Annotated in this window: 21 protein-coding genes; 9 read left to right on the plus strand and 12 right to left on the minus strand. The window is 73.9% G+C overall.

What is annotated here, in order from left to right; all coding sequences use genetic code 11:
* Positions 1-68 precede the first annotated feature (68 nt).
* The 8 genes from FHX78_RS04110 to FHX78_RS04145 form a co-directional block, all read right to left on the minus strand.
* Complete coding sequence (locus FHX78_RS04110; RefSeq protein WP_189908703.1) at positions 69-1067, minus strand: LacI family DNA-binding transcriptional regulator; 999 nt, start codon at positions 1065-1067, stop codon at positions 69-71.
* Between the two features lie 57 nt (positions 1068-1124).
* Positions 1125-1793 (minus strand): GntR family transcriptional regulator, encoded by a 669-nt coding sequence (locus FHX78_RS04115; protein WP_145866096.1) that lies wholly within the window; start codon positions 1791-1793, stop codon positions 1125-1127.
* Positions 1790-2791, minus strand: a complete 1002-nt coding sequence (locus FHX78_RS04120) for a proline racemase family protein (protein ID WP_145866097.1) — start codon at positions 2789-2791, stop codon at positions 1790-1792. Before FHX78_RS04120 ends, FHX78_RS04115 begins: the two co-directional genes overlap by 4 nt.
* Before the next feature lie 12 nt (positions 2792-2803).
* A complete protein-coding gene (locus FHX78_RS04125) occupies positions 2804-3694 on the minus strand; it encodes a dihydrodipicolinate synthase family protein (protein ID WP_145866098.1) in 891 nt (296 codons plus the stop codon).
* Positions 3691-5061, minus strand: a complete 1371-nt coding sequence (locus FHX78_RS04130) for an FAD/NAD(P)-dependent oxidoreductase (protein ID WP_145866099.1) — start codon at positions 5059-5061, stop codon at positions 3691-3693. Before FHX78_RS04130 ends, FHX78_RS04125 begins: the two co-directional genes overlap by 4 nt.
* Positions 5051-5350, minus strand: coding sequence for a (2Fe-2S)-binding protein (locus tag FHX78_RS04135; protein WP_145866100.1), 300 nt, complete (start codon positions 5348-5350; stop codon positions 5051-5053). The genes FHX78_RS04130 and FHX78_RS04135 overlap by 11 nt, the downstream gene beginning before the upstream one ends.
* Positions 5347-6552 (minus strand): NAD(P)/FAD-dependent oxidoreductase, encoded by a 1206-nt coding sequence (locus FHX78_RS04140; RefSeq protein WP_145866101.1) that lies wholly within the window; start codon positions 6550-6552, stop codon positions 5347-5349. The genes FHX78_RS04135 and FHX78_RS04140 overlap by 4 nt, the downstream gene beginning before the upstream one ends.
* Before the next feature lie 76 nt (positions 6553-6628).
* The gene (locus FHX78_RS04145; protein ID WP_167531677.1) at positions 6629-7288 is read right to left on the minus strand and encodes an MmyB family transcriptional regulator; all 660 of its coding nucleotides are present in this window, start codon (positions 7286-7288) and stop codon (positions 6629-6631) included.
* A gap of 222 nt (positions 7289-7510) precedes the next feature.
* On the opposite strand from FHX78_RS04145, the gene FHX78_RS04150 reads away from it, so the two are divergent.
* The 3 genes from FHX78_RS04150 (at position 7511) to FHX78_RS04160 (ending at position 9124) form a co-directional block, all read left to right on the plus strand.
* Positions 7511-8167, plus strand: a complete 657-nt coding sequence (locus tag FHX78_RS04150; RefSeq protein WP_145866103.1) for a helix-turn-helix domain-containing protein — start codon at positions 7511-7513, stop codon at positions 8165-8167.
* A gap of 31 nt (positions 8168-8198) precedes the next feature.
* Positions 8199-8738 carry a toxin-antitoxin system, toxin component gene (locus FHX78_RS04155; RefSeq protein ID WP_145866104.1) on the plus strand — a complete coding sequence of 180 codons (540 nt, stop codon included), beginning with the start codon at positions 8199-8201 and terminating at the stop codon, positions 8736-8738.
* Between the two features lie 149 nt (positions 8739-8887).
* Complete coding sequence (locus FHX78_RS04160) at positions 8888-9124, plus strand: hypothetical protein (RefSeq protein ID WP_145866105.1); 237 nt, start codon at positions 8888-8890, stop codon at positions 9122-9124.
* A 74-nt stretch (positions 9125-9198) separates the two neighbouring features.
* Here FHX78_RS04160 and FHX78_RS04165 read toward each other — a convergent pair whose 3' ends face one another.
* Positions 9199-9876, minus strand: a complete 678-nt coding sequence (locus FHX78_RS04165) for a 4'-phosphopantetheinyl transferase family protein (protein WP_145866106.1) — start codon at positions 9874-9876, stop codon at positions 9199-9201.
* Positions 9873-10727 (minus strand): metallophosphoesterase family protein, encoded by an 855-nt coding sequence (locus FHX78_RS04170; protein WP_145866107.1) that lies wholly within the window; start codon positions 10725-10727, stop codon positions 9873-9875. The genes FHX78_RS04165 and FHX78_RS04170 overlap by 4 nt, the downstream gene beginning before the upstream one ends.
* 236 nt (positions 10728-10963) lie before the next feature.
* On the opposite strand from FHX78_RS04170, the gene FHX78_RS04175 reads away from it, so the two are divergent.
* Positions 10964-12097, plus strand: coding sequence for an ATP-grasp domain-containing protein (locus FHX78_RS04175; RefSeq protein ID WP_145866108.1), 1134 nt, complete (start codon positions 10964-10966; stop codon positions 12095-12097).
* Positions 12098-12283: 186 nt separating this feature from the next.
* On the opposite strand, the gene FHX78_RS04180 is transcribed toward FHX78_RS04175, so the two are convergent.
* Positions 12284-13621, minus strand: coding sequence for a 6-phospho-beta-glucosidase (locus FHX78_RS04180; protein WP_145866109.1), 1338 nt, complete (start codon positions 13619-13621; stop codon positions 12284-12286).
* Between the two features lie 232 nt (positions 13622-13853).
* Here FHX78_RS04180 and FHX78_RS04185 point away from each other — a divergent pair, with 232 nt between their 5' ends.
* From FHX78_RS04185 to FHX78_RS04200, 4 genes are all read left to right on the plus strand, one after another.
* On the plus strand, positions 13854-15047 hold the full coding sequence (locus tag FHX78_RS04185; protein ID WP_145866110.1) for a sensor histidine kinase: 1194 nt from the start codon (positions 13854-13856) through the stop codon (positions 15045-15047).
* Positions 15044-15715, plus strand: a complete 672-nt coding sequence (locus tag FHX78_RS04190) for a response regulator (RefSeq protein ID WP_145866111.1) — start codon at positions 15044-15046, stop codon at positions 15713-15715. Before FHX78_RS04185 ends, FHX78_RS04190 begins: the two co-directional genes overlap by 4 nt.
* A 129-nt stretch (positions 15716-15844) precedes the next feature.
* Positions 15845-17953: an MMPL family transporter gene (locus FHX78_RS04195; protein WP_145866112.1), complete on the plus strand. Its 2109-nt coding sequence runs from the start codon at positions 15845-15847 to the stop codon at positions 17951-17953.
* 298 nt (positions 17954-18251) lie between these two features.
* A complete protein-coding gene (locus FHX78_RS04200) occupies positions 18252-19655 on the plus strand; it encodes a glycoside hydrolase family 16 protein (RefSeq protein WP_145866113.1) in 1404 nt (467 codons plus the stop codon).
* A 106-nt stretch (positions 19656-19761) separates the two neighbouring features.
* Here FHX78_RS04200 and FHX78_RS04205 read toward each other — a convergent pair whose 3' ends face one another.
* Positions 19762-20682, minus strand: coding sequence for a helix-turn-helix domain-containing protein (locus tag FHX78_RS04205; RefSeq protein WP_145866114.1), 921 nt, complete (start codon positions 20680-20682; stop codon positions 19762-19764).
* 165 nt (positions 20683-20847) lie between these two features.
* On the opposite strand from FHX78_RS04205, the gene tkt reads away from it, so the two are divergent.
* The gene (tkt, locus tag FHX78_RS04210) at positions 20848-22923 is read left to right on the plus strand and encodes a transketolase (RefSeq protein ID WP_145866115.1); all 2076 of its coding nucleotides are present in this window, start codon (positions 20848-20850) and stop codon (positions 22921-22923) included.
* The last annotated feature ends 7 nt before the right edge of the window (positions 22924-22930 follow it).

Below are 22930 nucleotides of genomic sequence, written 5' to 3' on the forward strand. Positions count from 1 at the left end.
AAGCACCGACGACATCGGTCCGCAAGATGTCGCGCAGATTTTGAAATTATTCGACAGCCACGTGGTCCTCAGGGGCGGGGAGCCTGCGCGGTCGACCCCCGCACCACCAGCTCGGGCTCGAACAGCAGCTCATCGGGGGCCACCGCACTGCCGCTGATCTGCGCGTTCAGCAGCTCCACCACCGCCCTGCCCATGGCCTCGATGGGCTGCCGCACGGTGGTGAGGGGCGGCTCGGTGCAGTTCATCAGCGCCGAGTCGTCGTAGCCGACGACGGAGATCTGCCCGGGTACGTCGAGTCCCTTGCGGCGGGCGGCCCGTACGACGCCGAGGGCGAGGGGGTCGCTGGCGCAGAGGAAGCCGGTGACGCCCCGCTCGATCAGCCGGGAGGCGGCGGCGTGACCGCCCTCGATGGAGAACATGGCGCGGGCGACGTGCTCCTCGGGCACCTCCCCCGCGACCGCGCGGGCGGCGGCCAGCTTGCGCGCCGAGGGCATGTGGTCGCCGGGACCGAGCACCAGCCCGATCCGCTCGTGCCCGAGCGAGGCCAGGTGCCGCCAGGCCTGCTCCACGGCCACGGCGTCGTCGCACGACACGGCCGGGAAACCGAGGTGCTCTATCGCCGCGTTGACGAGGACGACGGGGATGTTCCGCTCGGCGAGCCGGCGGTAGTGCTCGTGCGGCGCGTCGGCCTGGGCGTACAGGCCGCCGGCGAACACGACGCCGGACACCTGCTGCTGGAGCAGCAGGTCCACGTAGTCCGCCTCGGAGACGCCGCCCCGGGTCTGCGTGCACAGCACCGGCGTCAGCCCGAGCTGGGCCAGCGCGCCGCCGATGACCTCGGCGAAGGCGGGGAAGATCGGGTTCTGCAGCTCGGGCAGGACCAGGCCGACCAGCCGGGCGCGCTCACCGCGCAGCTGGGTGGGCCGCTCGTAGCCGAGCACGTCCAGGGCCGAGAGCACCGCCTGCCGGGTGGCCTCGGAGACCCCCGGCTTGCCGTTGAGCACCCGGCTGACCGTGGCCTCGCTGACCCCGACCTTCTTCGCCACCACAGCAAGTCGTCGCGTCATGGCCGCAAGAGTAGCGCAAGATACGCAAGCCGTTTGCGTCATCGCGCAAGAAACCTGTCATGGTGCTGCCCAGAGCCCCCGGACGTGCCCGAGGTGGCGGGTCATCACGGCGCGTACGGCCTCCGTGTCCCGGGCGAGCAGCGCGTCGAGTATCTCCAGGTGCTCCTCGGCCGACGCCTCCAGGCGCCCCTGCTCGACCAGCGTGGTCAGCCCGTACAGCCGTGCCCGCCGCCGCAGGTCCCGGACGACCTCCACCAGGTGCCCGTTGCCGGCGAGCGCCAGCAGCCCCAGGTGGAAGCGCTGGTCGGCCTCGATGTACGCGATCAGGTCGCCGTCCGCGGCGGCCGTGACGATCTCCTCGGCGACCGGGCGCAGCGCCCGCAGCGCCACCGGGTCCGCGGTGAGGGCGAGTTGCGCCGTCGTCGGGATCTCGATCAGGGCACGGACGTGGGTGTACTCGTCGAGCTGCCGCTCGGAGACGGCGGTGACCCGGAACCCCTTGTTGGGCACGGTGTCGACCAGCCCTTCCTTGGCGAGGTCGAGCATGGCCTCGCGCACGGGGGTGGCGGAGACACCGAAGCGGGTGGCGAGCCCGGGGGCCGAGTACACCTCGCCCGGGCGCAGTTCCCCGGCGACCAGCGCGGCCCGCAGCGCGTCCGCGACCCGCTCGCGGTAGCTGGGCCTGCGGCCGCCGAGGGACCGCAGGGCGGGGCGGGGCGCGGTCACAGGACGAACCCCGCCGGGAACGGGTCGCGCGGGTCCAGCAGGTACTGCGCGGTGCCGGTGATCCAGGCGCGCCCGGTGAAGCTGGGCAGCACGGCCGGGCGGCCCGCCACCTCGGTGGTGCCGAGCAGCCGGCCGGTGAACCGGGTGCCGATGAAGGACTCGTTCACGAACTCGGTGTGCAGCGGGAGTTCGCCGCGGGCGTGCAGCTGGGCCATGCGGGCGCTGGTGCCGGTGCCGCAGGGCGAGCGGTCGAACCAGCCGGGGTGGATCACCATGGCGTGCCGGGAGTGGCGGGCGGTGGCGTCGGGAGCGGTCACCTGCACATGGTGGCAGCCGCGGATGGACGGGTCCTCGGGGTGGACCGGTTCCTCCTCGGCGTTGATCGCCTCCATCAGCGCGAGACCGGCCGCGAGGATCTCCTCCTTGTGCGACCGGTCGTAGGGCAGCCCGAGCCGGTCCAGCGGCAGGACGGCGTAGAAGTTGCCGCCGAAGGCGAGGTCGTAGGTGACCGTCCGCCCGTCGGGCAGGGTGGCCGTCCGGTCGAGCCCGACGGCGAACGACGGGACGTTGCGCAGGGTCACGGCGGTGGCGGCGCCGTCCTCGACGGCGACCTCGGCGACGACCACCCCGGCGGGCGTGTCCAGGCGGATGGTGGTGACCGGTTCGACGACCTCCACCATGCCGGTCTCGACCAGCACCGTCGCGACACCGATCGTGCCGTGCCCGCACATGGGGAGGTAGCCGGAGACCTCGATGTAGACCACGCCCCAGTCGCAGTCGGGGCGGGTGGGCGGCTGGAGGATCGCGCCGCTCATCGCGGAGTGCCCGCGCGGCTCGTTCATCAGCAACCGCTTGACGTCGTCGCGGTGTTCGCGGAAGTACAGGCGGCGCTCGTTCATCGTCGCGCCCGGGATGGTGCCGATGCCGCCGGTGATCACCCGGGTGGGCATGCCCTCGGTGTGCGAGTCGACGGCGTGCAGGACGAGTCTGCTGCGCATGACCGGCCTCCCCTACGCCAGTCCGGCCGCGACGGCCTGCTCGGTGGCCGCGCGGACGGCCGCCTCCTGGACGGGCTCCAGCGGCACCCGGGGCGGGCGGCAGGGGCCACCGTACCGGCCGGTGAGGTCCATGGACAGCTTGATCGCCTGGACGAACTCCACGCGTGAGTCCCAGCGCAGCAGCGGATGCAACTGCCGGTACAGCGGCAGCGCGGTGGTGAGGTCGCCGGCCACGGCGGCGCGGTAGAGCTCCACGCAGGAGCGGGGCAGCGCGTTCGGGTAGCCGGCCACCCAACCCTTGGCGCCGGCGACGGCGAGTTCCAGCAGCACGTCGTCGGCACCGACCAACAGGTCCAGTTCGGGGGCGAGTTCGGCGATCCGGTAGGCGCGCCGGACGTCCCCGGAGAACTCCTTGACCGCCTGGACGTACCCCTCGCCGTGCAGCCGGGCGAGCAGCTCCGGCACCAGGTCGACCTTGGTGTCGATGGGGTTGTTGTAGGCGACGACCGGCAGTCCGGCGGCGGCGACCTCGGCGTAGTGGGCGAGGACGGAACGCTCGTCGGCGCGGTAGGCGTTGGGCGGCAGCAGCATCACCGCCCGGCAGCCCGCCTCGGCCGCCTGCTCGGCCCAGCGGCGGGCCTCGGCGGAACCGTAGGCGGCGACGCCGGGCATCACGCGCTCCCCGCCGATCGCGGCGACGGCCGTCTCGACGACCCTGGCGCGTTCCTCGGGGGTGAGCACCTGGTACTCGCCGAGCGAGCCGTTCGGTACGACGCCGTCGCAGCCGTTCGCCACCAGCCAGGCGCAGTGCTCGGCGTAGCGGTCGTGGTCGACGGAGAGGTCGTCGTTCAGCGGGAGGGCGGTGGCGACGAGGACGCCGCGCCAGGGACGGTGGTCGGTCATGAGTGTCCTTCCTCGGTGTGCTGTGCGGCGAGTACGCCCAGCGGCACGGGCCGGGCGAACGGCCGCCGGGACGGGGTGGGTTCGCAGCCGGCGAGGCCCGCGACCGCCGGTCCGCACATCCGGCCCTGGCACCAGCCCATGCCGGCCCGGGTGAGCAGCTTGACCGTGCGGGCGTCCCCGGCGCCGAGCGCGAGGGCCTCGCGGACCGCGCCCGCCGTGACCTCCTCGCAGCGGCAGACCACGGTGTCGTCGGTGACCCGGTCGGTCCAGCGGGCGGACGGGGCGTAGACGGAGTCGAGGGCCGCCGCGGACCTGCGCATACGGGCGCGGGCCCGGGCGGCGGGCGCCCACTGCCCCGGATCGGGCACGGTGCCGCGCAGCCGGGCGGCGATCGAGCGCCCGGCGATGTGCCCCTCGGCGAGGGCGAGTACCGCGCCGCCGACACCGGTGGCCTCGCCCGCGGCCCAGACGCCGGGTACGTCGGTGCGCTGTTCGTCGTCGACGGCGACGGTGGGTCCGTCCAGCCGGCAGCCGAGGCCCTCGGCCAGGTCGGTGTGCGGGAGCATGCCGTGCCCCACCGCGAGCGTGTCGCACGGCAGATGGCGCTCGGTGTCCGGCCGGAGGCGGCCGTGCGCGTCGAGCGCGGCGACGGTGACGCCGGTCAGCCGGTCGTCACCGTGGGCGCGGACCACGGTGTGGCGGGCGAGGAAGGGGACGCGGTGCCGCAGCAGCCGGGCCGCGTAGCCGGCGCCCTCGGGCAGCTTGCCGGCCAGTGACCGGACGTGCCGCGGCAGGCGCCCGGGGTCCGCCGACTCCACCAGCGCGGCCACCCGTACGCCCGCCGTCGCGAGCCCGGTCGCCACAGGCAGCAGCAGCGGTCCGGTCCCGGCGACGACCGCCGTCCGGCCCGGTACGACGAGGCCGCCCTTGAGCATGGCCTGCGCGCCGCCCGCGGTGACGACGCCGGGCAGGGTCCAGCCGGGGAAGGGCAGTACGGTCTCGTACCCGCCGGTGGCCAGGAGCACGGCGGTGGCGTGCACCTCGGCGGGCTCCTCCTGGTCCGGGCCGAGCAGCGCGTGCACGGTGAGACCGTCGGGCCCCCGCTCCACGCACCACACGTGATGCTCCGCCAGGAGCCGGACGGAGCTCGCGGCGAGCCCGTCCCGCAGCCGGGTCCAGGTGCGCCACTGGTGGTGCAGGGCCTCGGGGCGTTCCGCGCGGAGCCCGGCCGCGGGCTGCCGGTGGAACTGCCCGCCCGGCTCCGGCGCCGCGTCGACGAGGGCGACCCGTACGCCCCGTGCGGCCGCCGCGAGGGACGCGGCGAGTCCGGCCGGTCCCGCGCCGATCACCGCGAGGTCAGTCCGCATGGCCGGTCCCCTCCTGGGTGCCGATCACGTCGCCCGGCCGAGCGGGCACCAGACAGGCCCGCTGGTTGGGGCGGCCGTTCACGGTGACCAGGCAGTCGAAGCACACCCCGATCCCGCAGAACACCCCGCGGGGGCGTCCGCCGTCCCGGGTGGTGCGCCAGGAGGTGATGCCGGCGGCCCACAGCACGGCGGCCACCGTCCGGCCGGGCAGCGCCTCGACCGGCCGTCCGTCGAACGTGACCAGGAAGGGGGGCCCGGGTCGCGCCCCGGCCCGCTCCAGTGGATTCACTCCTCGGCCTCCTCGGCTGCGTCGGACGCGGGGCCCGTTCGGCGGATCGCGCCGGTGATTCGCGGGGGGAAGCGGTCCGGCCGGAAGGGTGTGAGGTCCAGGGCCGGCGTCCGTCCGGTGAGTGCCTGGGCGATCAGCAGCCCGGTGCCGGTGGCCAGCCCGATGCCCGCGCCCTCGTGGCCGCACGCGTGGTACAGGCCGGGCGCCCTCGGGTCGGGGCCGATCGCCGGGAGGTGGTCGGGGAGGTACGGCCGGAAGCCCGCGTACGTCCGCAGGGCGCGGACACCGGCCAGGAAGGGGAACAGGCGTGTCGCCCCCGCCGCCAGCGCCCGCACCGCCGGGAGCGACAGGGACCGGTCGAAGCCGACCCGTTCCCGGCTGGCGCCGATCAGCACCGGTCCCGCGGCCGTGCCCTCCACCACCGGCGAGGTCTGCAGCGCCGCCGAGTCGCTGGCGACGTCGGCCACGTAGTCGGCGGCGTACACCTTGTGCCGGATGCGGGGCGGCAGCGGCTCGGTGACGAGGACGAAGCCGCGTCTGGGGAGCACGGGCAGCGACACCCCGGCGCGGGCGGCGAGTTCGCCGCCCCAGGTGCCGGCCGCGTTGACGACCGCCGGGGCGTGGAGGTCGCCGCGGTCCGTGCGCACGCCGTACACCGCGCCGTCGGAGGTGCGCAGCACCCGGGTCACCTCGCGGCCGGTGAGCAGCCGGGCGCCGGAGGCGCGCAGCAGGTGGGCCGCCGCGAGGGCGGGCATCACCTGGGCGTCCTGCGGGTAGTGCACGCCGCCCGCGAGGCCGGGCGCCAGAAGCGGTTCGAGGTCGTGGAGCCGGTCGGCGGGGACGGGGTCGGCCGTCACCCCGGCCGCCCGCTGCGCTGCCGCGAACCCCCGCAGCCCGTCCAGCGTCGCGGGTGTCGTGGCGACGACGAGCCCGCCCTTGGCCTCGTACTCGACCGCCGTGCCCGTCCCCCGGGCCCACTCCGCCCACAACCGGTTGGACAGCAGGGCGAGTTCGAGCTCGGGGCCGGGGGCCTTGTCGGAGACCAGGAGGTTGCCCTCACCGGCGCCGGTCGTGCCGCCGGCCACCGGGCCCCGGTCCACGACGGTGACGGCGAGGCCCTCCCGGGCCGCGTACAGGGCGCAGGCGGCGCCCACCATCCCGGCGCCCACCACGACAACATCGCAGGTCAGCGACTCGCTCACGTCTGTACTATGTCACACAGCACTCGTGGGGGGAACAGGGCCGACAGGACCTGTCAGGACCTGTACGGGGGCCGGTTCAGTCGGCGGCGGGGACCACTCGCAGGTGGGAGGCGGCGCGGCGCGCCCCGCGGCCCCGGGCCGCCATGCGGGGCACCTCGCGCAGGACCAGGGTCAGCCGGACGCAGCCCATGTCCCGGAGGGTGCCGGTCGTCTCGACGACGATGCGGCAGTCCGTGGCGCCCCAGCGCGGGTCGGGGTGGAGCAGCGGCCGTACGGCGCCGTCGTGTTCGGCGGCCCGCTCGCCGACGGCCCGGAGCCAGTGCGGCAGTCCGTGCCGGTAGGCGGCCTCCATGATCGGGTCCTGGGCGATGTCACGGCGGATGGCCTGCAGGCCGTGGTCGTGTCCGTGCCGCTCGACGGTCTTGGCGAAGTGGGCCAGCATCGGCAGGCACCAGCTCGACTCGTGGTCGCCGAGCACCGATCCGGCGTCCGGGTGGAAGAGGACGAACCGCAGGAAGTTGTCGACGGGCAGGGCGGTGGGGTGCGGCTCCACATCCTGGAAAAGTGTCCGGAAGGCACTGTTCGTGAGCAGCACGTCCCAGCGGTGGTCGACGACCAGGGAGGGGAAGGGGGCCGCCTCCAGGAGCGCGGCGTAGTCCCGCAGATAGGCCTGGGCCTCGGGAGTCTCGGGGACGGGCCGCGGTGCCGGCCGCTGCCCTCCTGCCTGATATGCCATCGGGAGGTCACCCCTCTTGCCTGTGCGGCCCTGACGCGGCGCCCCGATCCTGCTGCCCGGACGTGAGGCGTGTCAACTATCGTGGCATTTCATGTCGGTTGACGGCTGAAATTGGCCACAGTTGTGGCGAGACCTGGATGTGAGTTCGAAGCACGGCTAGTCTCCGTGAAGTTCACGGCAATCGCTTGTGAGAAGCCTGTGAGAGACGTAGGAGATCTTTCGGTGACGGGTGGCTTCGAGGGTCCGGGCACCGCGCCGACGACCGCGCTGCCGGCCGTCGTCGCCCGCGTCACCGCACTCGCCGACCGGCTCGGTGTGGCGCACTCCGAGGTCTTCGACGTCGGCCGGCTGTCCGTCGCCTCCGGTGTGCCGGAGGCCGTGGTCAGGGCGCTGCTGAGCGGCCGCTCCGCGGGGGAGCCGGATGTGCAGGCCCGGTTCGTGCAGCGGCTGGACCTGCTGCGCCGCACCCGGCTGAAGCCCAACGGCCGCAAGTACACCCAGCAGGAGATCGCCGACGGTGCGGGCATGTCCCGGCAGCAGGCCGGTGCGCTGATCAACGGCGACCGGCGCCCCACGATGGAGCACTGCGACGCCATCCAGCGGTTCTTCCGGGTCCACGCCGGTTTCCTGACCGCCGAGGACCCCGAGGCGCTCGCGAGCGTGCTCCAGCACACCGAGCAGGAGCTGCTGCAGAAGCTCGCCGACCGGGAGCGGCGGGCCGCGGCGGCGGCCGACGACCCGCTGGAGCGGCTGCTGCAGGACCACGGTGTGCGCGGGATCGCCTGGCGGGCCGCCCAGCTGCCCACCGACCAGCACCGCGACAAGGTCGCGGAGTGGCTGGACATGCTCCTGGAGAGTGTCCAGCGGCCCACGTCGTGACCTGGGGGGAACTGTGGGCATCGGTAGGGAAATGCGCCGCCTGTGCGGCGAGTTGCTCGCGGAGCTGACGCTTCCCGCCCCGGCGCCGCCCGCGGACCTGTACGCCGCCCTGTGCGCGGCGATGAGCAGGCGCCGCGGACGGCCCGTACTGTTCCGCACGGCCGTCTTCCCGCCGGGGACCGCGAGCGGGCTGTGGCTCGACATGACGGACCAGGACCTCGTGGTGATCGAGGAACGCACCGCGCCTGACCACCAGTTGGTGATCCTCGGCCACGAACTGTGGCACATGCAGGCCGGCCACCGAGGTCACCACCTCGCGGGTGCCGAGGTCGCGACCCGGCTGCTGGACGGGACCCCGGACGAGGACGCCTTGCGGGCGACCGTCCTGAAGGTCGCCGCCCGCACCCGGTTCGACCTGGCCGAGGAGAAGGAGGCCGAGGCCTTCGGCCTGCTGCTGGCCAGCAAGTGCCGCACCTGGCTGGCGGGTCCGTCGCTGCGCGGACCGGTGCAGCGTGATCACCTCGCGGGCCGGATCGGTGCGTCACTGGGCTATCTGGGGCCGCAGGGCTGAGCGGCCGCGCCCCGGCGCGCGAGCCCTCCGGGCGGGCGAACCGGGCGGCGTCGCGGCCCGATTGTCAGTGGGGGGCGGCAAGCTGGAGGTGCGCCCCTTCCAGTGCGGGGGCGCGGGACCCATGACGACGACACGGGGAGAGCCGAGCGATGCCCACCGCCGTACTGACCGACCGCGAGCGCACCGCCGTCCAGGCCTATCTGCGGCTGCTGCACACCGTGCGCGCCGCCTTCGACACCCGGCCGGCCCCGCCGGACGCGCCCGGCCCCGCGCTCGTCCCGCCCGCCGTGCTCGCCGAGGCGGAGACGGCGCTGGCCCGGGCCGGCCTGGCGGGCAACGAGGAGGCGTTCTTCCGGATGCTGCGGGACTGGCACCCCGAGCCGTAGCGGGCCGGGATGCCGTGACGGCGTGGCGTCCCGGGGCGGCGCGGCGTGAGCCGCTGCCGCGGGACGCTCCCGGTTCAGCCGTGCGGGACCGCGATCGCCGTGGCGATCAGGCCCTGCCCGGTCGTCCAGCGGCCGGTGAAGTGGTCGAGCACGCGGCCGCCCACCTGCGGTCCGGGGACCAGGAGGGTGGCGCGGAAGCCTCCGCGGGTGCGGGTGCCGGGGTCGGGGGTGAAGACGATGTCGGCCTCCAGGAAGTCCAGCCACTTCCCGGTGAGCGGGAACCAGGCCTTGTAGACGGCCTCCTTGGCGCTGAACAGCAGCCGGTCCCAGTGCACGGCGGGCAGTTCCCCGGTCAGCCGTCCGACCCGCGCCGCCTCCTCCGGCAGCGCCACGGTGGACAGCACGCCCTCGGGCAGCGGCGCGTGGACCTCGGCGTCGATGCCGAGGGACGCCAGGTCACCCGCGCGGACCAGGGCGGCTGCGCAGTAGCCCTGGCAGTGGGTCATGCTGCCGGTCAGCCCCTGCGGCCAGATGGGGGCGCCGCGCTCACCGGGCAGCACGGGATGCGCCGGCACGCCGAGCTTCTCCATCGCCCGGCGCGCGCAGGAGCGTACGGCGGTGAACTCGCGGCGGCGTTTGAGGACCGCCCGCGCCACCAGCGCCTCCTCCTCGGGGTACAGGGGGGCGTCGACGCCCTCGTCGCCGTAGGCCTCCACGGCGACCACCGTCGGCGGCAGCAGTTCCTCGATCATCGGCCCTCGTCCTCCCTCGGCACGATCCGGCGCAGCCGCCCCGGCGGCTGCGCCCGCTTGCGCCACTCGCGCGGATAGCCCACCGACACCTCCTCGAAGCGGACCCCGTCCTGCCAGGTGGTCCGGGGGATGTGCAGATGGCCGTAGACCATGGTGTGGACGGGGAACCGCCGGTGCCAGTCGTCGGTCAGTACGGTGCCGCACCACATGGCGAACTCGGGATACCACAGCACGTCCGTGGGATGGCGGTGCAGCGGATAGTGGTTGACGAGGACGAGCGGCAGCCCCTCGGGCACCTCGGCGAGCCGCCGTTCGGTATCGGCGACCCGGGCCCGGCACCAGGCCTCCCGGCTCGGGTACGGGTCGGGGTGCAGCAGGTGCTCGTCGGTGCAGACGACGCCGGTGCCGTGCGCGTACGTCAGTCCCTCGTCCTTGGTGGAGCACCCGGACGGCAGGAAGGAGTAGTCGTACAGCAGGAACAGCGGTGCGACGGCCACCGGGCCGCCGGGGCCGTCCCAGACCGGGTAGGGGTCCTCGGGTGTGATCACCCCGAGCTCGCGGCACTGTTCGACGAGGTGGTCGTAGCGGGCGACGCCGCGCAGGGTGACCGCGTCGCTCGGATGGGTCCACAGCTCGTGGTTGCCGGGCACCCAGACGACCTTGGCGAACCGGCCGGCGAAGGTCTTGAGGACCCAGCGGATGTCCTCGACGGTCTCCGCGACGTCACCGGCGACCAGCAGCCAGTCCTCGTCCGACTCGGGCCGCATCCCTTCGACCAGGGCGCGGTTCTCCGCGTAGCCGATGTGCAGGTCGCTGATGGCCCACAGCTGTCCGCCGCCTGTCCCCGACATCACCCGTCGCCCTTTCAGCCGTCACGAACGGATCCACGAGATCACATTCGTGCCGCCGGGACAAGCACGACCCGTCGTGGGCCCGTGGTATCAGCAGCCTCCGCGGAAGCCGTATGATCTGCCGCACCACCGCCAGTGAAACGCCCTTCGCACAGGGCGGTTTGGCGACCCTCCATACGTCCTGCCCGGGCAACGGGCCGCTGAGCCCTGCCCGCGAACCGTGAAAGGCGGCCTGCATGGTCTCTCGCGTACGCGTCTGGCTCAACCGCACGTACGCGGAGAACGTGTTCTTCATGGATCAGCTGCGGAGAAATCCCAGCGACCGGGCCGTCGAGATCCATGCCACCCACGGCGATCCCGACTCCCCCGTGCTGGCCGCCGCCGACACCGCCGAACTGGAGCCCGAGGGCCTGTCCCCGGCGGCGTACGTCGAGTACGCGCTCGCGCAGTGCGAGCGGCGGGGCATCGACGTGTTCGTCCCCCGGCTGCACCAGGCGGCGATCGTCGCGCACCGCGCCGAGTTCGCGGCCGTCGGTACGGCGCTGCTGGCGCCGCCGCCCGAGGCGGTGGCCGTGTTCCACGACAAGGTGATCGCCTACGAGGCGGTCCAGGCGATCGGGGTGCCCGTGCCGCCGTGGTGGCGGGTGCGCCGCGCGGACGAGCTTCTGGCGGCCGTCGAGGCGCTGGAGGCGCGGGGTCACCGCGCCTGCTTCAAGCCCGCGTCCGGTGCGGGCGGGGTGGGCTTCCGTGTGATCACGCGCGCCCCGTTCGCCCTCGCGCAGCTGAGCGGCTTCCCGAGCCCGTACGTGCCGCTGAGTCAGGTGCTGGAGGCTCTGCGGCAGGCCGATGAGCCGGTGGACTGGCTGGTGATGCCGCGCCTGGAGCAGCCGGAGGTGTCGGTGGACTGCCTCACCGGGCCCGACAACCGGATCCGGCTGGCGGTGGGGCGCACCAAGAACGGCCGGCGCAGGGGCTTCACGCTGCACGAGCAGTGGCTGGAGCCGGCCCGGCGGATCGCGGAGGGCTTCGGACTGCACCACCTGTCCAACATCCAGTTCCGGATGCTCGGCGACCGGCCCGTGCTGATGGACGTCAACACCCGGCCGGCGGGCGGGCTGCACCAGCTGTCGCTGTGCGGGGTGAACGCCCCGTGGGCCGCCGTGCGGCTGGCGCTCGGTGAGGACCCGGGCGAGATGGTGCCGCCGTTCCTGGGCCAGGACTACACGGTGGTGTCCGGTCCGCGTCCGCTGCTGCCGGTCTCGTCGCCGCAGCTGCGCGCCGAGCTGCCGGCCGCCGCGCCCGCCCTGGGTGCGGTACCGGCGCCGGCGGCGCCGGTGGAGCCGCGGACGGCGACCGGGGCACGCTCGTAGAAAATATTTCCCGGAAAATCTCCGCCGGGGTGTATCAGGGGCCCGGCTGCCTGCTCTTAACGGTAGGCGACTGGGGAAGCCGCCGGGGGGAAGCACGGGGGAAGCACGGGGGAACGGGGGGGTTCGGGTCGGTCGGCCGCTGTCACGGGGGGCGACCGGCCGATCCGAAACCGTTTGGCCGACCGGTCAGCCGAGGTAGGCGAGGCCGGGGTGGACGGCCGTGTAGCCGTCGACCAGACGCCGGGCCACCGTCACCGAGTCCACGAGCGGATGCAGGGCGAACGCCTTGACCGCCGTCGCACGGGAGCCCGAGCGGGCGGCGGCCAGCACCTCGCGCTCGACGGCCTTGACGGCGCAGACCAGGCCGGTGGCGTGGTCGGGCAGCGGGTCCACGGACACGGGGTGCGCGCCGTTGGCGTCCACGAGACAGGGGACCTCGATGACGGCGTCCCCGTCCAGCGCGGCGAGGGTGCCGCGGTTGCGGACGTTGAGGATGAGGGTGGTGCGTTCGTCGCGGGCGATGGCCCGCATCAGGGCGAGGGCCACCTTCTCGTAGCCGCCGGACAGGTCGTCGGCCTCGCGCTCGCCCGCGCCCGCCGCCTCCCGGTTCTCGGCCATGTAGGTGGCCTCCCGTTCGGCGCGCGTGCGCTCCCACAGGTCCAGGGCGGAGACCGCGGGGTCCTCGGTCCCGGCGTAGAACCGGGCCTGCTGGTCGTGCAGGAACGCGCCCCGGGTCCGCTCCGCCCGCTGGTAGGCGTGCACGGCCTCGCGGTTGAAGTAGTAGTAGTGCAGGTACTCGTTGGGAACCGCGCCCAGGGAGCGGAGCCAGTCGGCGCCGAACAGCCGGCCCTCCTCGAAGGAGCCGAGCAGTGCGGGATCGGCGAGCAGGCGCGGGAGTTCGTCCCGGCCGGCGACCCGCAGGCCGCGCACCCAGCCGAGGTGGTTGAGGCCGACGTAGTCGATCCACGCCTCCCCCGGCCGTGCGCCGAGCACCCGGGCGATACGGCGGCCGAGACCGACCGGTGAGTCGCAGATGCCGATGACGCGGTCGCCGAGGTGGTGGGACATGGCCTCGGTGACCAGTCCGGCGGGGTTGGTGAAGTTGATGACCCAGGCGTCGGGGGCGAGGCGGGCCACCCGGCGGGCGATGTCGACGGCGACGGGGACGGTGCGCAGACCGTAGGCGATGCCGCCCGCGCCGACCGTCTCCTGGCCGAGCACGCCCTCGGCGAGGGCGACCCGTTCGTCGTTCGCCCTGCCCTCCAGGCCGCCGACGCGGATCGCGGAGAAGACGAAGTCGGCGCCGGTGAGCGCCTCGTCGAGGTCGGTGGTGGCGCTCACCTCGGGGGCGCCGGGCACACCGGCGGCCTGCTCGGCGAGGACGCGGGTGACCGCGCGCAGCCGGCCGGCGTCCACGTCGTGCAGGACGACCCGGGTCACCCGTCCCGGGGCACGGTCCGCGAGCAGCGCCCCGTGGACCAGCGGCACGCGGAACCCTCCGCCGCCCAGAATCGTCAGCCTCACGTCCGCACCCTTCCGCCCACGACGACCGTGGACGACCCTACTCGCCCGGGAGGGGGCCGCCGCCGGATTCCCCGCCCGGCTCCCCGCACACCACCCGCGGGTCGTCCCCCACCTGCCCGAAACCGCGTCCCCCACCTGCCCGAAACCGTCCCCGAAATCCCTCTCACCGGTGAGGACCGGGCTCCCCCGCCCTCGTGATACTGGAACGGCCCCCCGCCCCGAGGAGCCGCTCATGTCCCTCCGGTCCGCCTTCGCGCCGGTCGTCACCCGCTGGCGCACGGCGAATCCGTACGCCCTCGACACGGCGCTGGCCGCGCTCGTGCTGTTCGCCGTGTCCCTGCAGTGGATCTTCCCCGACGAGGGGGACGACCGGCTGAGCCTGCTGGGCTGGCTGCTGGGCGCCGCCACGGCCGTACCGCTCGTCTGGCGGCGCCGGTCCCCGTGCGGCGCCGCGTGGGCGGTGTCGGCCGCCACCCCGGCGCAGGCGCTCTACCACGCGCCCCCGCCGGACGTGATGTACGGCGGGATGGTCGTCCTGTACACGATGGCCGCCCTGGCCCGGCCCTGGCAGCGCCGGATGATGCTCGCGGGCTGGGTGATCGGCGTCGTCGTGACCATGCAGCACCAGGCGGACAAGCAGCCCTTCGAGTACGCCTTCCATCTGATGGGCCTCGTCTGCGCCTACGCCCTCGGCGTGCTCGCCCGGGTCCAGCGCGCCTACACCACCGAACTGGAGGACCGGGCGCGCCGGCTGGAGCGGGAGCGGGCCGCCGACACCGCGCGGGCCCGGGCGGAGGAACGCTCGCGGATCGCCCGGGACATGCACGACATCCTGGCGCACGCGGTGAGCCTGATGGTGGTGCAGGCGGAGGCCGGGCCGGTGGTGGTGCGCAAGGACCCGGAGCGCGCGGAGGCCACCTTCGACACCATCGCCACGACCGGCCGGGAGGCGATGGCCCAGCTGCGGCGGATCCTCGGCGTGCTGAAGGAGGAACGGCCGGACGGGGAGGCGACGCGGCTGCCGCAGCCGAGCGTGGCCGCCCTGCCGCGGCTCGTGCGCCAGGTGCGGGAGTCCACGGGGCTGCGCACCGAACTGCGCACCACGGGTGAGCCCCGTCCGCTGCCCTCGGACACCGGGATCGCGGCCTATCGTGTGGTCCAGGAAGCACTCACCAACACGGTGAAGCACGCCCGCGCCTCCCGCGCGGTGGTGGAGCTGGACTGGGCGGAGGACCAGGTGACCCTCACGGTGACGGACGACGGACGGGGCCCGTCCGCGCCGGTCGGCGGACACGGGCTGATCGGCATCCGGGAGCGGGCGGCCGCCTGCGGGGGCAGCGCGGAGACCGGCAGCGGTCCGGACGGCGGTTTCCGGGTCGTCGTACGCCTGCCCGTGGCCGCCGACCGGCAGGGGGCCCTCGGGTGAGCATCCGGGTGGTCGTCGCCGACGACCAGGAGCTGGTGCGGGCCGGGTTCGGGATGATCCTGGACGCGCAGGACGACATCGAGGTGGTCGCCGAGGCCGGGGACGGCGAGGAGGCCGTCGCGGCGGTCCGCCGGCACACCCCGGACGTGCTGCTGCTCGACATCCGCATGCCGGTGATGGACGGCCTGGAGGCGGCCCGCCGGGTGTGCGCGCAGTCGGGCTGCAAGGTGGTCATGCTGACCACCTTCGACCTGGACGAGTACGTGTACGAGGCGCTGTACGCGGGTGCCAGCGGCTTCCTGCTGAAGGACGTCCGCCGGGACGACCTGGTGCACGCGGTGCGGGTGGTCGCGGCCGGTGACTCGCTGCTCGCGCCGGCGGTGACCCGGCGGCTGGTCGCGGACATCGTGCGGCGCCGCCGGGAGCGGGCCGCGGCCGAGTCCGCGACCCCGCAGCGCCTGGACGCGCTCACCGCGCGCGAGGTGGAGACGCTGCGGCTGCTGGCCCGGGGCCTGTCCAACGCGGAGATCGCCACGACCCTGTTCGTCAGCGAGCACACCGTCAAGACCCATGTGAGCAACGTGCTGAGCAAGCTCGGTCTCAGGGACCGGGTGCAGGCGGTGATCTGCGCCTACGAGACGGGTCTGATCACCCCGAGCTCCCCCTGACGGGTGAGCGAGGGGGCGCTCTCCCCCGTACGGGCGAGGGCCGCGAACCCCTCTCTCCGGCGATCCGGCGACCGGGCCCGCGGCACGAGTCTGGGGGTGATGACGACCCCTCACTCGCCGGGAGGAACCGTGCTTTCCGCACTCGCCCGGGCGGCGACCCGCCGCCCCTTGACCGTGATGCTCCTGTGGGGGCTCTTTCTGCTGCTGGGCTTCGGGCTGGGGACGGGCGTCTTCGCGCGCCTCTCCGACAACGTGCCCGAAGTCCCCGGAACCGAATCGGAGTCGGCCGCGCAGTACCTGGACCGGGTGGACCCGGCGGGCGAGTCGATCTCCGGGGTGGTGGCCGGCACCGCCGTCGCGGACCCGGGGCTGCGGGCCGAGGTGGAGCGGGCCGTGGCCGACGTCCGGGAGGTCCCCGGCGTCGCCGCGGTGCCCGACCCGTACACCACGCCCGGTCTGACCGCCGAGGACGGGCGGGCGCTGCTCATCCCCGTAACCCTGGAGGGCGGTCTCGACGACGACGCCGAGGAGCGGACGCTGGACGCGGCGGCCGAGCGGATCAGGGAGATCGACGCGCCCGACGTCCATGTGAGCGGGGGGCCGCTGCTCGGGCAGCAGCTCGGTGAGCGGGCCCAGGAGGACGTGAAGAACGCGGAGCTGATCTCCCTGCCGGTGGTGCTGGCCCTGCTCCTCGCGGTGTTCGGCGGGCTGCGCTCGGCCCTGCTGCCGCTGGTGATCGCCGTCAGCGGGATCGCGGGGGCGTTCCTCGCGCTGTTCGCCTTCAGCGGGGTCACCGACATCTCGGTGTACGCGATCCAGGTGACGACGATGCTGGGGCTCGGGCTCGCCGTGGACTACGCGCTGCTGATGCTGGTGCGGTTCCGGGAGGAGCGCCGGCACACCGAGGACGTCGTGGAGGCGGTGCACCGCACGGTCGCGGCGGCCGGGCGGACGGTGCTGTTCTCCGGGCTCACCGTGGCCGTCAGCCTCACCGGTCTGCTGGTCTTCCCGAGCGTTTTCCTGCGCAGCATGGGTCTGGCGGTGGCCGCCGTGGTCGTCATCGACATGCTGGCCGCGCTCACCCTGCTGCCCGCGCTGCTGGCCCGGTTCGGCGGGCGGATCGCCCCGGCGAAGACGCGGCCCGGGGGCGAGGAGGGCCGGTCCTTCGCGCGCGTCGCCCGCTTCGCGGCCCGGCGCAGGATCGCCGTACTGGCCGTCGTCGTACCGGCGTTGCTGGTGCTGGCGCTGCCGGTGTCCGGGATGAGCATCGCCGTGGGCGACGCCCGGCAGCTGCCCACGGACACCGAGGCGCGGCAGGTGCACGACACGGTCGGCGCCCACTTCCCGGCGGGCACGGGGGTCTCGCCGGTCACGGTGGTGGTCGGGCCCGGTGCCGACGCCGCGACCGCCGGCCGGATCGAGGCGCTGTCGCCGGCCACCACCGGGCGCGAACTGCCCGGCGGCGCCACGGTGCTGGAGATCCGGCCGCCCGGCCCGGCCGACGGGAAGGAGGCGACCGAGCTGGTCGAGCGGGTGCGGGAGCTGCGCGGCGACGAACCGGTCGAGGTGACCGGCACGGCGGCCCGGCTGGTCGACTTCCGCGAGATGCTCGCCGAGCGGGGGCCGTGGGCGGCCCTGACCGTCCTGGCCGGCATCTTCGTGCTGCTGTTCGCGTTCACCGGTTCCGTGCTGCTGCCCCTGCGCACCATCGCGACGACAGTGCTCAGCCTGGCGGCCGCGCTCGGCGTGGTGGTGTGGGTCTTCCAGGACGGCCATCTGGCCGGGCTGCTGGGTGCGGAGGGCCTGGGCGCGCTGAGTCTCACCGCGCCGCCGCTGATCATCGCGATCGCGTTCGGGCTCGCCATGGACTACGAGCTGTTCATCCTGGCCCGGATGCGGGAGGCACGGCGGCTGACGGGGGACGACCGGGAGGCCGTGGTGACGGGGCTGCGCCGCTCCGGCCGGGTGGTGACCTGCGCGGCGCTGCTGCTGGCGGTCGTCTTCGGGGCCTTCATGACGGGCGGGTTCTCGCCCATCCTGCAGATCGGCCTGGGGCTCACCCTGGCGGTGCTCATCGACGCGACCGTCGTGCGGATGCTCCTGGTCCCGGCCACCATGGCCCTGCTGGGCCGCCGCGCCTGGTGGGCGCCGGCGCCCCTGCGCCGGGCGCACGACCGCTTCGGTCTGCACGAGGAGCCGGTGGAGCAGCCCCGGCCGCGGGTGCCGACGGGGGTCTGAGCGCCCCGCGCGGCATGGTCGAACGCGCTGGCCCGCGCGGCGTCCGGGACCTCCCGGGCGCCGCGCCCGTCCTTCCGGGTGCCGCACGCCTCCCTCCGGGCGGGGCGCGCTTGCACCCTTTCGCGTCTTTCGAGAGGTGAACTCTCCCCGCCGTCAGGGAGTTTCACGGTGACACCTCTTGACGGCGCCACGCCCGCGGAGCACATTGGCGTCGGCTTGAGAGCGCTCTCAGCGAAGTTCCGGGCTCTCGAAGCACCTCCCTCACGCAGGCCGTCCGAACCCGAGAGGGCATCCCCCCATGAGAGACACCTCCGGCACTCCCCGCACCCCGCGCAGACCCCGTCCCCTGCGGCGGGCGCTGCTCGCCGTCGTCGGCACGCTGGCCCTCGCCGCGGGCGCCGCGGGCGCGGCGAGCCCGTCCGCGAGCGCCTCCGTGCCGCCTCCCCCGTCGGGCTGGACCCAGGTCTTCGCCGACGACTTCGAGGGCGCCGCGGGCAGCGGCGTCAACACCTCCCACTGGCAGTACGCGACCGGCAAGGGCTACCCGGGCGGCCCCGCCAACTGGGGCACCGGTGAAATCGAGACGATGACCTCCAACCGGGACAACGTCTCGCTCGACGGCAGCGGCAACCTCCGCATCACCCCGCGCCGCGACGCCTCCGGCAACTGGACCTCCGGCCGCATCGAGACCAACCGCACCGACTTCCAGCCCCCGGCCGGCGGCAAGCTCCGCGTGGAGAGCCGCATCCAGGTGCCGAACGTCACCGGCGCCGCCGCCAAGGGCTACTGGCCGGCGTTCTGGATGCTGGGCGCCCCCTTCCGGGGCAACTACTGGAACTGGCCCGCCGTCGGCGAGCTGGACATCATGGAGAACACGCAGGGCATGAACACCGTGTTCGCCACGATGCACTGCGGCACCTCGCCGGGCGGCCCGTGCAACGAGACCAGCGGCATCGGCGGTTCGACCACCTGCTCGGGCATGACGTGCCAGGCCGGCTTCCACACGTACCGGATGGAGTGGGACCGCTCCACGAGCGTGGAGGAGATCCGCTTCTCCCTCGACGGCGTCAACTACCACACCGTGCGGGAGAACCAGGTCGACGCGACGACCTGGTCCAACGCCACGGACCACGGCTTCTTCATCATCCTCAACGTGGCGATGGGCGGCGGCTTCCCCGACGCCTTCGGCGGCGGCCCGGACGCGGGCACCCAGCCCGGCCACTCGATGCTCGTCGACTACGTGCAGGTGCTGTCCTCCGGCGGCGGCACCACGCCCCCGCCGACCGGCGACCGCGACGCGTACAGCGCCATCCAGGCCGAGTCGTACGACGCCCAGTCCGGTGTGATGACCGAGTCGACCTCGGACTCGGGCGGCGGCCAGAACGTGGGTGCGGTGGCCCATGGTGACTGGCTGCAGTTCAAGGGCGTCACCTTCGGCTCGAACCCGGCCCGCCAGTTCTCCGCGCGGGTGGCGAGCGGCGCGGCCTCCGGCGTCAGCGGGCTGGTCGAGGTGCGTCTGGACAGCCGGAGCAACGCGCCCATCGGCAGTTTCGCGGTGGGCAGCACGGGCGGCTGGCAGTCCTGGCGGACGATCCCGGCGAACATCGGCTCCGTGACGGGCACGCACGACGTCTATCTGACCTTCACCAGCGGCCAGCCGGCGGACTTCGTGAACGTCAACTGGTTCACCTTCAGCCACTGAGCACCCCCCACACCGGCCCCTCCCGGCCGGGGAAGAGGGCTCCGCGCACCGCGTGGGGCCCTCTTCCACGTGTCCGGTCCGTTCGTGCGGCGACCGGCCGCGCGGGTCACCGCAGTTCCGCGCGGAACGCCGCCGGCGTGGTGTCGGTGTGCTGGTGGAAGAACTTCGAGAAGTTGGCCGCGTCCGGGAACCCGACGGCCGCCCCGACCCGGCCGATCGGCAGGTCGGTGTGGGCGAGGAGCCGCTTGGCCTCCAGCACCACGCGCTTGTCGATGAAGCCCTTGGGTGTCTCCCCGGTGGCGGCGCGCACCGCGCGCACCAGGGTGCGGCGCGAGTAACCGAGCGCGTCGGCGTAGGCGCTGACGCTGTGGTTGGTGGCGAAGCCGTGCTCCACCGCGTCCCGGAACCGGGTGAAGGCGGTGCCGGCGCGCTCGCGGTCCGCCGCGTCGGAGCTGGCCGCGAGGTGGGCCAGGCGCAGCAGGAACACGGTCAGGGAGTGCCGCAGCACGGCCGTGTGCAGGCTCAGCGGGAGGGTGGCCGTGTCCTCGTACTCGCGGCGCAGGTGGTCCAGGGCGGCTCGCAGGGCGGTCAGTTGGGCCGGGTCCGGGCGGAGCAGGGGCTGCCGGTCGTAGCGGTAGAGGCCGGTGGCCTCGACGGTGGCGCGGGGCAGGAAACCGGGCCGCATGGCGAGGACGGTTCCGCGGTACCCGCCGCCGGGCGAGAAACGGTGGACCTGCCCCGGGCGGATCCACAGCAGGTCGCCCGCCGCGGCCTCGTACTCGGTGAAGTCGACCATGTGCCGGACCGGTCCGGCGTCGAACAGCATCACGACGTGGAAGTCGATGCGGTGCACCCGGTCCGTCGGCGCGTCGGCGCGCCAGGTGCGGTCGGGGCCCATCGGGGCGATCTGCATGCCGACACCGAGAACGCTCCGGTCGACCGGGAAGGGGAAGGTTCTGATCCCGTCGCCGTCACCGTCGTCGTCCCCGCCGCCCCGTCCTCCGCTCCGCGGACCTGTGCCCGTCATGTCTCCCATGTCCGTCATCCGAGTGCCGTGCCCACCTCGATCGTGCGCCCGGTGTCCCACTTTCACCACAGGCTGGCACACCTCGACCTGCCCCCGAAAAAGTCAGACTTTTACTGTTGAACGCATCAGAGGAGCTTTACCGCTCGGATCGAGGACTTCTTGAAGATGAGCACGCAGCCACCCCACCGACTGGACTGGACCGATCTGGACCGGCGTGCCGTCGACACCGCCCGTCTGCTGGCCGCCGATGCCGTGCAGCGGGTCGGCAACGGCCACCCGGGCACCGCGATGAGCCTGGCCCCGGCCGCCTACACGATCTTTCAGAAGCTGATGCGGCACGACCCGGCCGACCCCGAGTGGACCGGTCGTGACCGCTTCGTCCTCTCCCCCGGCCACACCTCGCTGACCCTCTACACGCAGCTGTACCTCGCCGGCTACGAACTGGGCCTCGACGACCTCAAGGCGTTCCGCACCCACGGCTCCAGGACACCCGGGCACCCGGAGTACGGCCACACCGCCGGGGTCGAGACCACCACGGGACCGCTCGGCCAGGGCGTGGCCAACGCCGTCGGCATGGCGATGGCCGCCCGCTTCGAGCGCGGCCTGTTCGACCCGGACGCGCCCACGGGCCGGTCCCCCTTCGACCACACCGTCTGGGCGGTCGTCTCCGACGGCGACCTCCAGGAGGGCGTCTCCGCCGAGGCCTCCTCGCTGGCCGGCCACCAGAAGCTCGGCGGCCTGGTGCTGCTCTACGACGACAACCACATCTCCATCGAGGGGGACACCGCCACCGCCTTCTCGGAGGACGTGCTCAAGCGGTACGAGGCCTACGGCTGGCACGTGGAGCGCGTCGCGCCGCGCGAGGACGGCGACATCGACGTGCACGCCCTGTACGCGGCGCTGGTCTCGGCGCGCGCGGAGACCGGGCGGCCCTCGATCATCGCGATGCGCACCGTCATCGCCTGGCCCGCCCCCCACGCGCGGAACACCGAGGCGTCGCACGGCTCGGCCCTCGGCGCGGAGGAGGTGGCCGCCACCAAGCGTCTCCTCGGCTTCGACCCCGAGCGGGACTTCCAGGTCGCCGACGAGGTCCTCGCCCACACCCGCCGGGCGCTGGACCGGGGCGCCGAGGCGCACGCGGCCTGGGACAGGAGCATCGCCGGCTGGCGCGAGGCGAACCCGGAGCGCGCCGAGCTGTTCGACCGGGTCGTGGCAGGGCGGCTGCCCGACGGCTGGGAGGACGCCGTCCCGGTGTTCGAACCCGGCCGGTCGGTCGCCACCCGGGCCGCCTCCGGCAAGGTCCTCCAGGCACTGGGTGCGGTCCTGCCGGAGCTGTGGGGCGGCTCCGCCGACCTGGCGGGCTCCAACAACACCACCATCGACAAGACGTCGTCGTTCCTCCCCGCGGGCAACCCGCTGCCGCAGGCCGACCCGTACGGCCGTACGGTCCACTTCGGCATCCGCGAGTTCTCGATGGCCGCGGAGATGAACGGCATCGCCCTGCACGGCAACACACGCGTCTACGGCGGCACCTTCCTGGTGTTCTCCGACTACATGCGCAACGCCGTCCGCATGTCCGCCCTGATGCAGCTTCCGGTGACGTTCGTGTGGACGCACGACTCCATCGGCCTCGGCGAGGACGGCCCGACGCACCAGCCGGTCGAGCACCTGGCCTCGCTGCGCGCCATCCCGGGGCTGAACGTCGTCCGCCCGGCGGACGCCAACGAGACCGCGATCGCCTGGGCGGAGATCATGAAGCGGCACACCACCCGTCCGGCCCCGCACGGACTGGCGCTCACCCGTCAGGGCGTACCGACGTACCCGCCGAACCCCGACGCGGCGAAGGGCGGTTACGTGCTGGCCGAGGCGTCCGGCGGGGCCCCGGAGGTGATCCTGATCGCCACCGGCTCCGAGGTCCGGCTCGCCGTCGCCGCACGGGACGTGCTGGAGGTCGACGGGATCGCCACCCGGGTGGTGTCGATGCCGTCCGTGGAGTGGTTCGAGGAGCAGCCGCGCGCCTACCGCGAGCGGGTCCTGCCGCCGTCCGTGAGGGCCCGCGTTGCGGTCGAGGCCGGAGTGGGACTGACGTGGTACCGGTTCACGGGTGACGCGGGACGCATCGTCTCCCTCGAACACTTCGGCGCCTCCGCCGACGCCGAGACCCTGTTCGCCGCCTACGGCTTCACCCCCGACGACGTCGTGGCCGCCGCCAGGGAATCACTGGCCGCCGCACGCGGTTGACGCGACC

This window comes from Streptomyces capillispiralis, from assembly GCF_007829875.1.
GTDB lineage: Bacteria > Actinomycetota > Actinomycetes > Streptomycetales > Streptomycetaceae > Streptomyces > Streptomyces capillispiralis.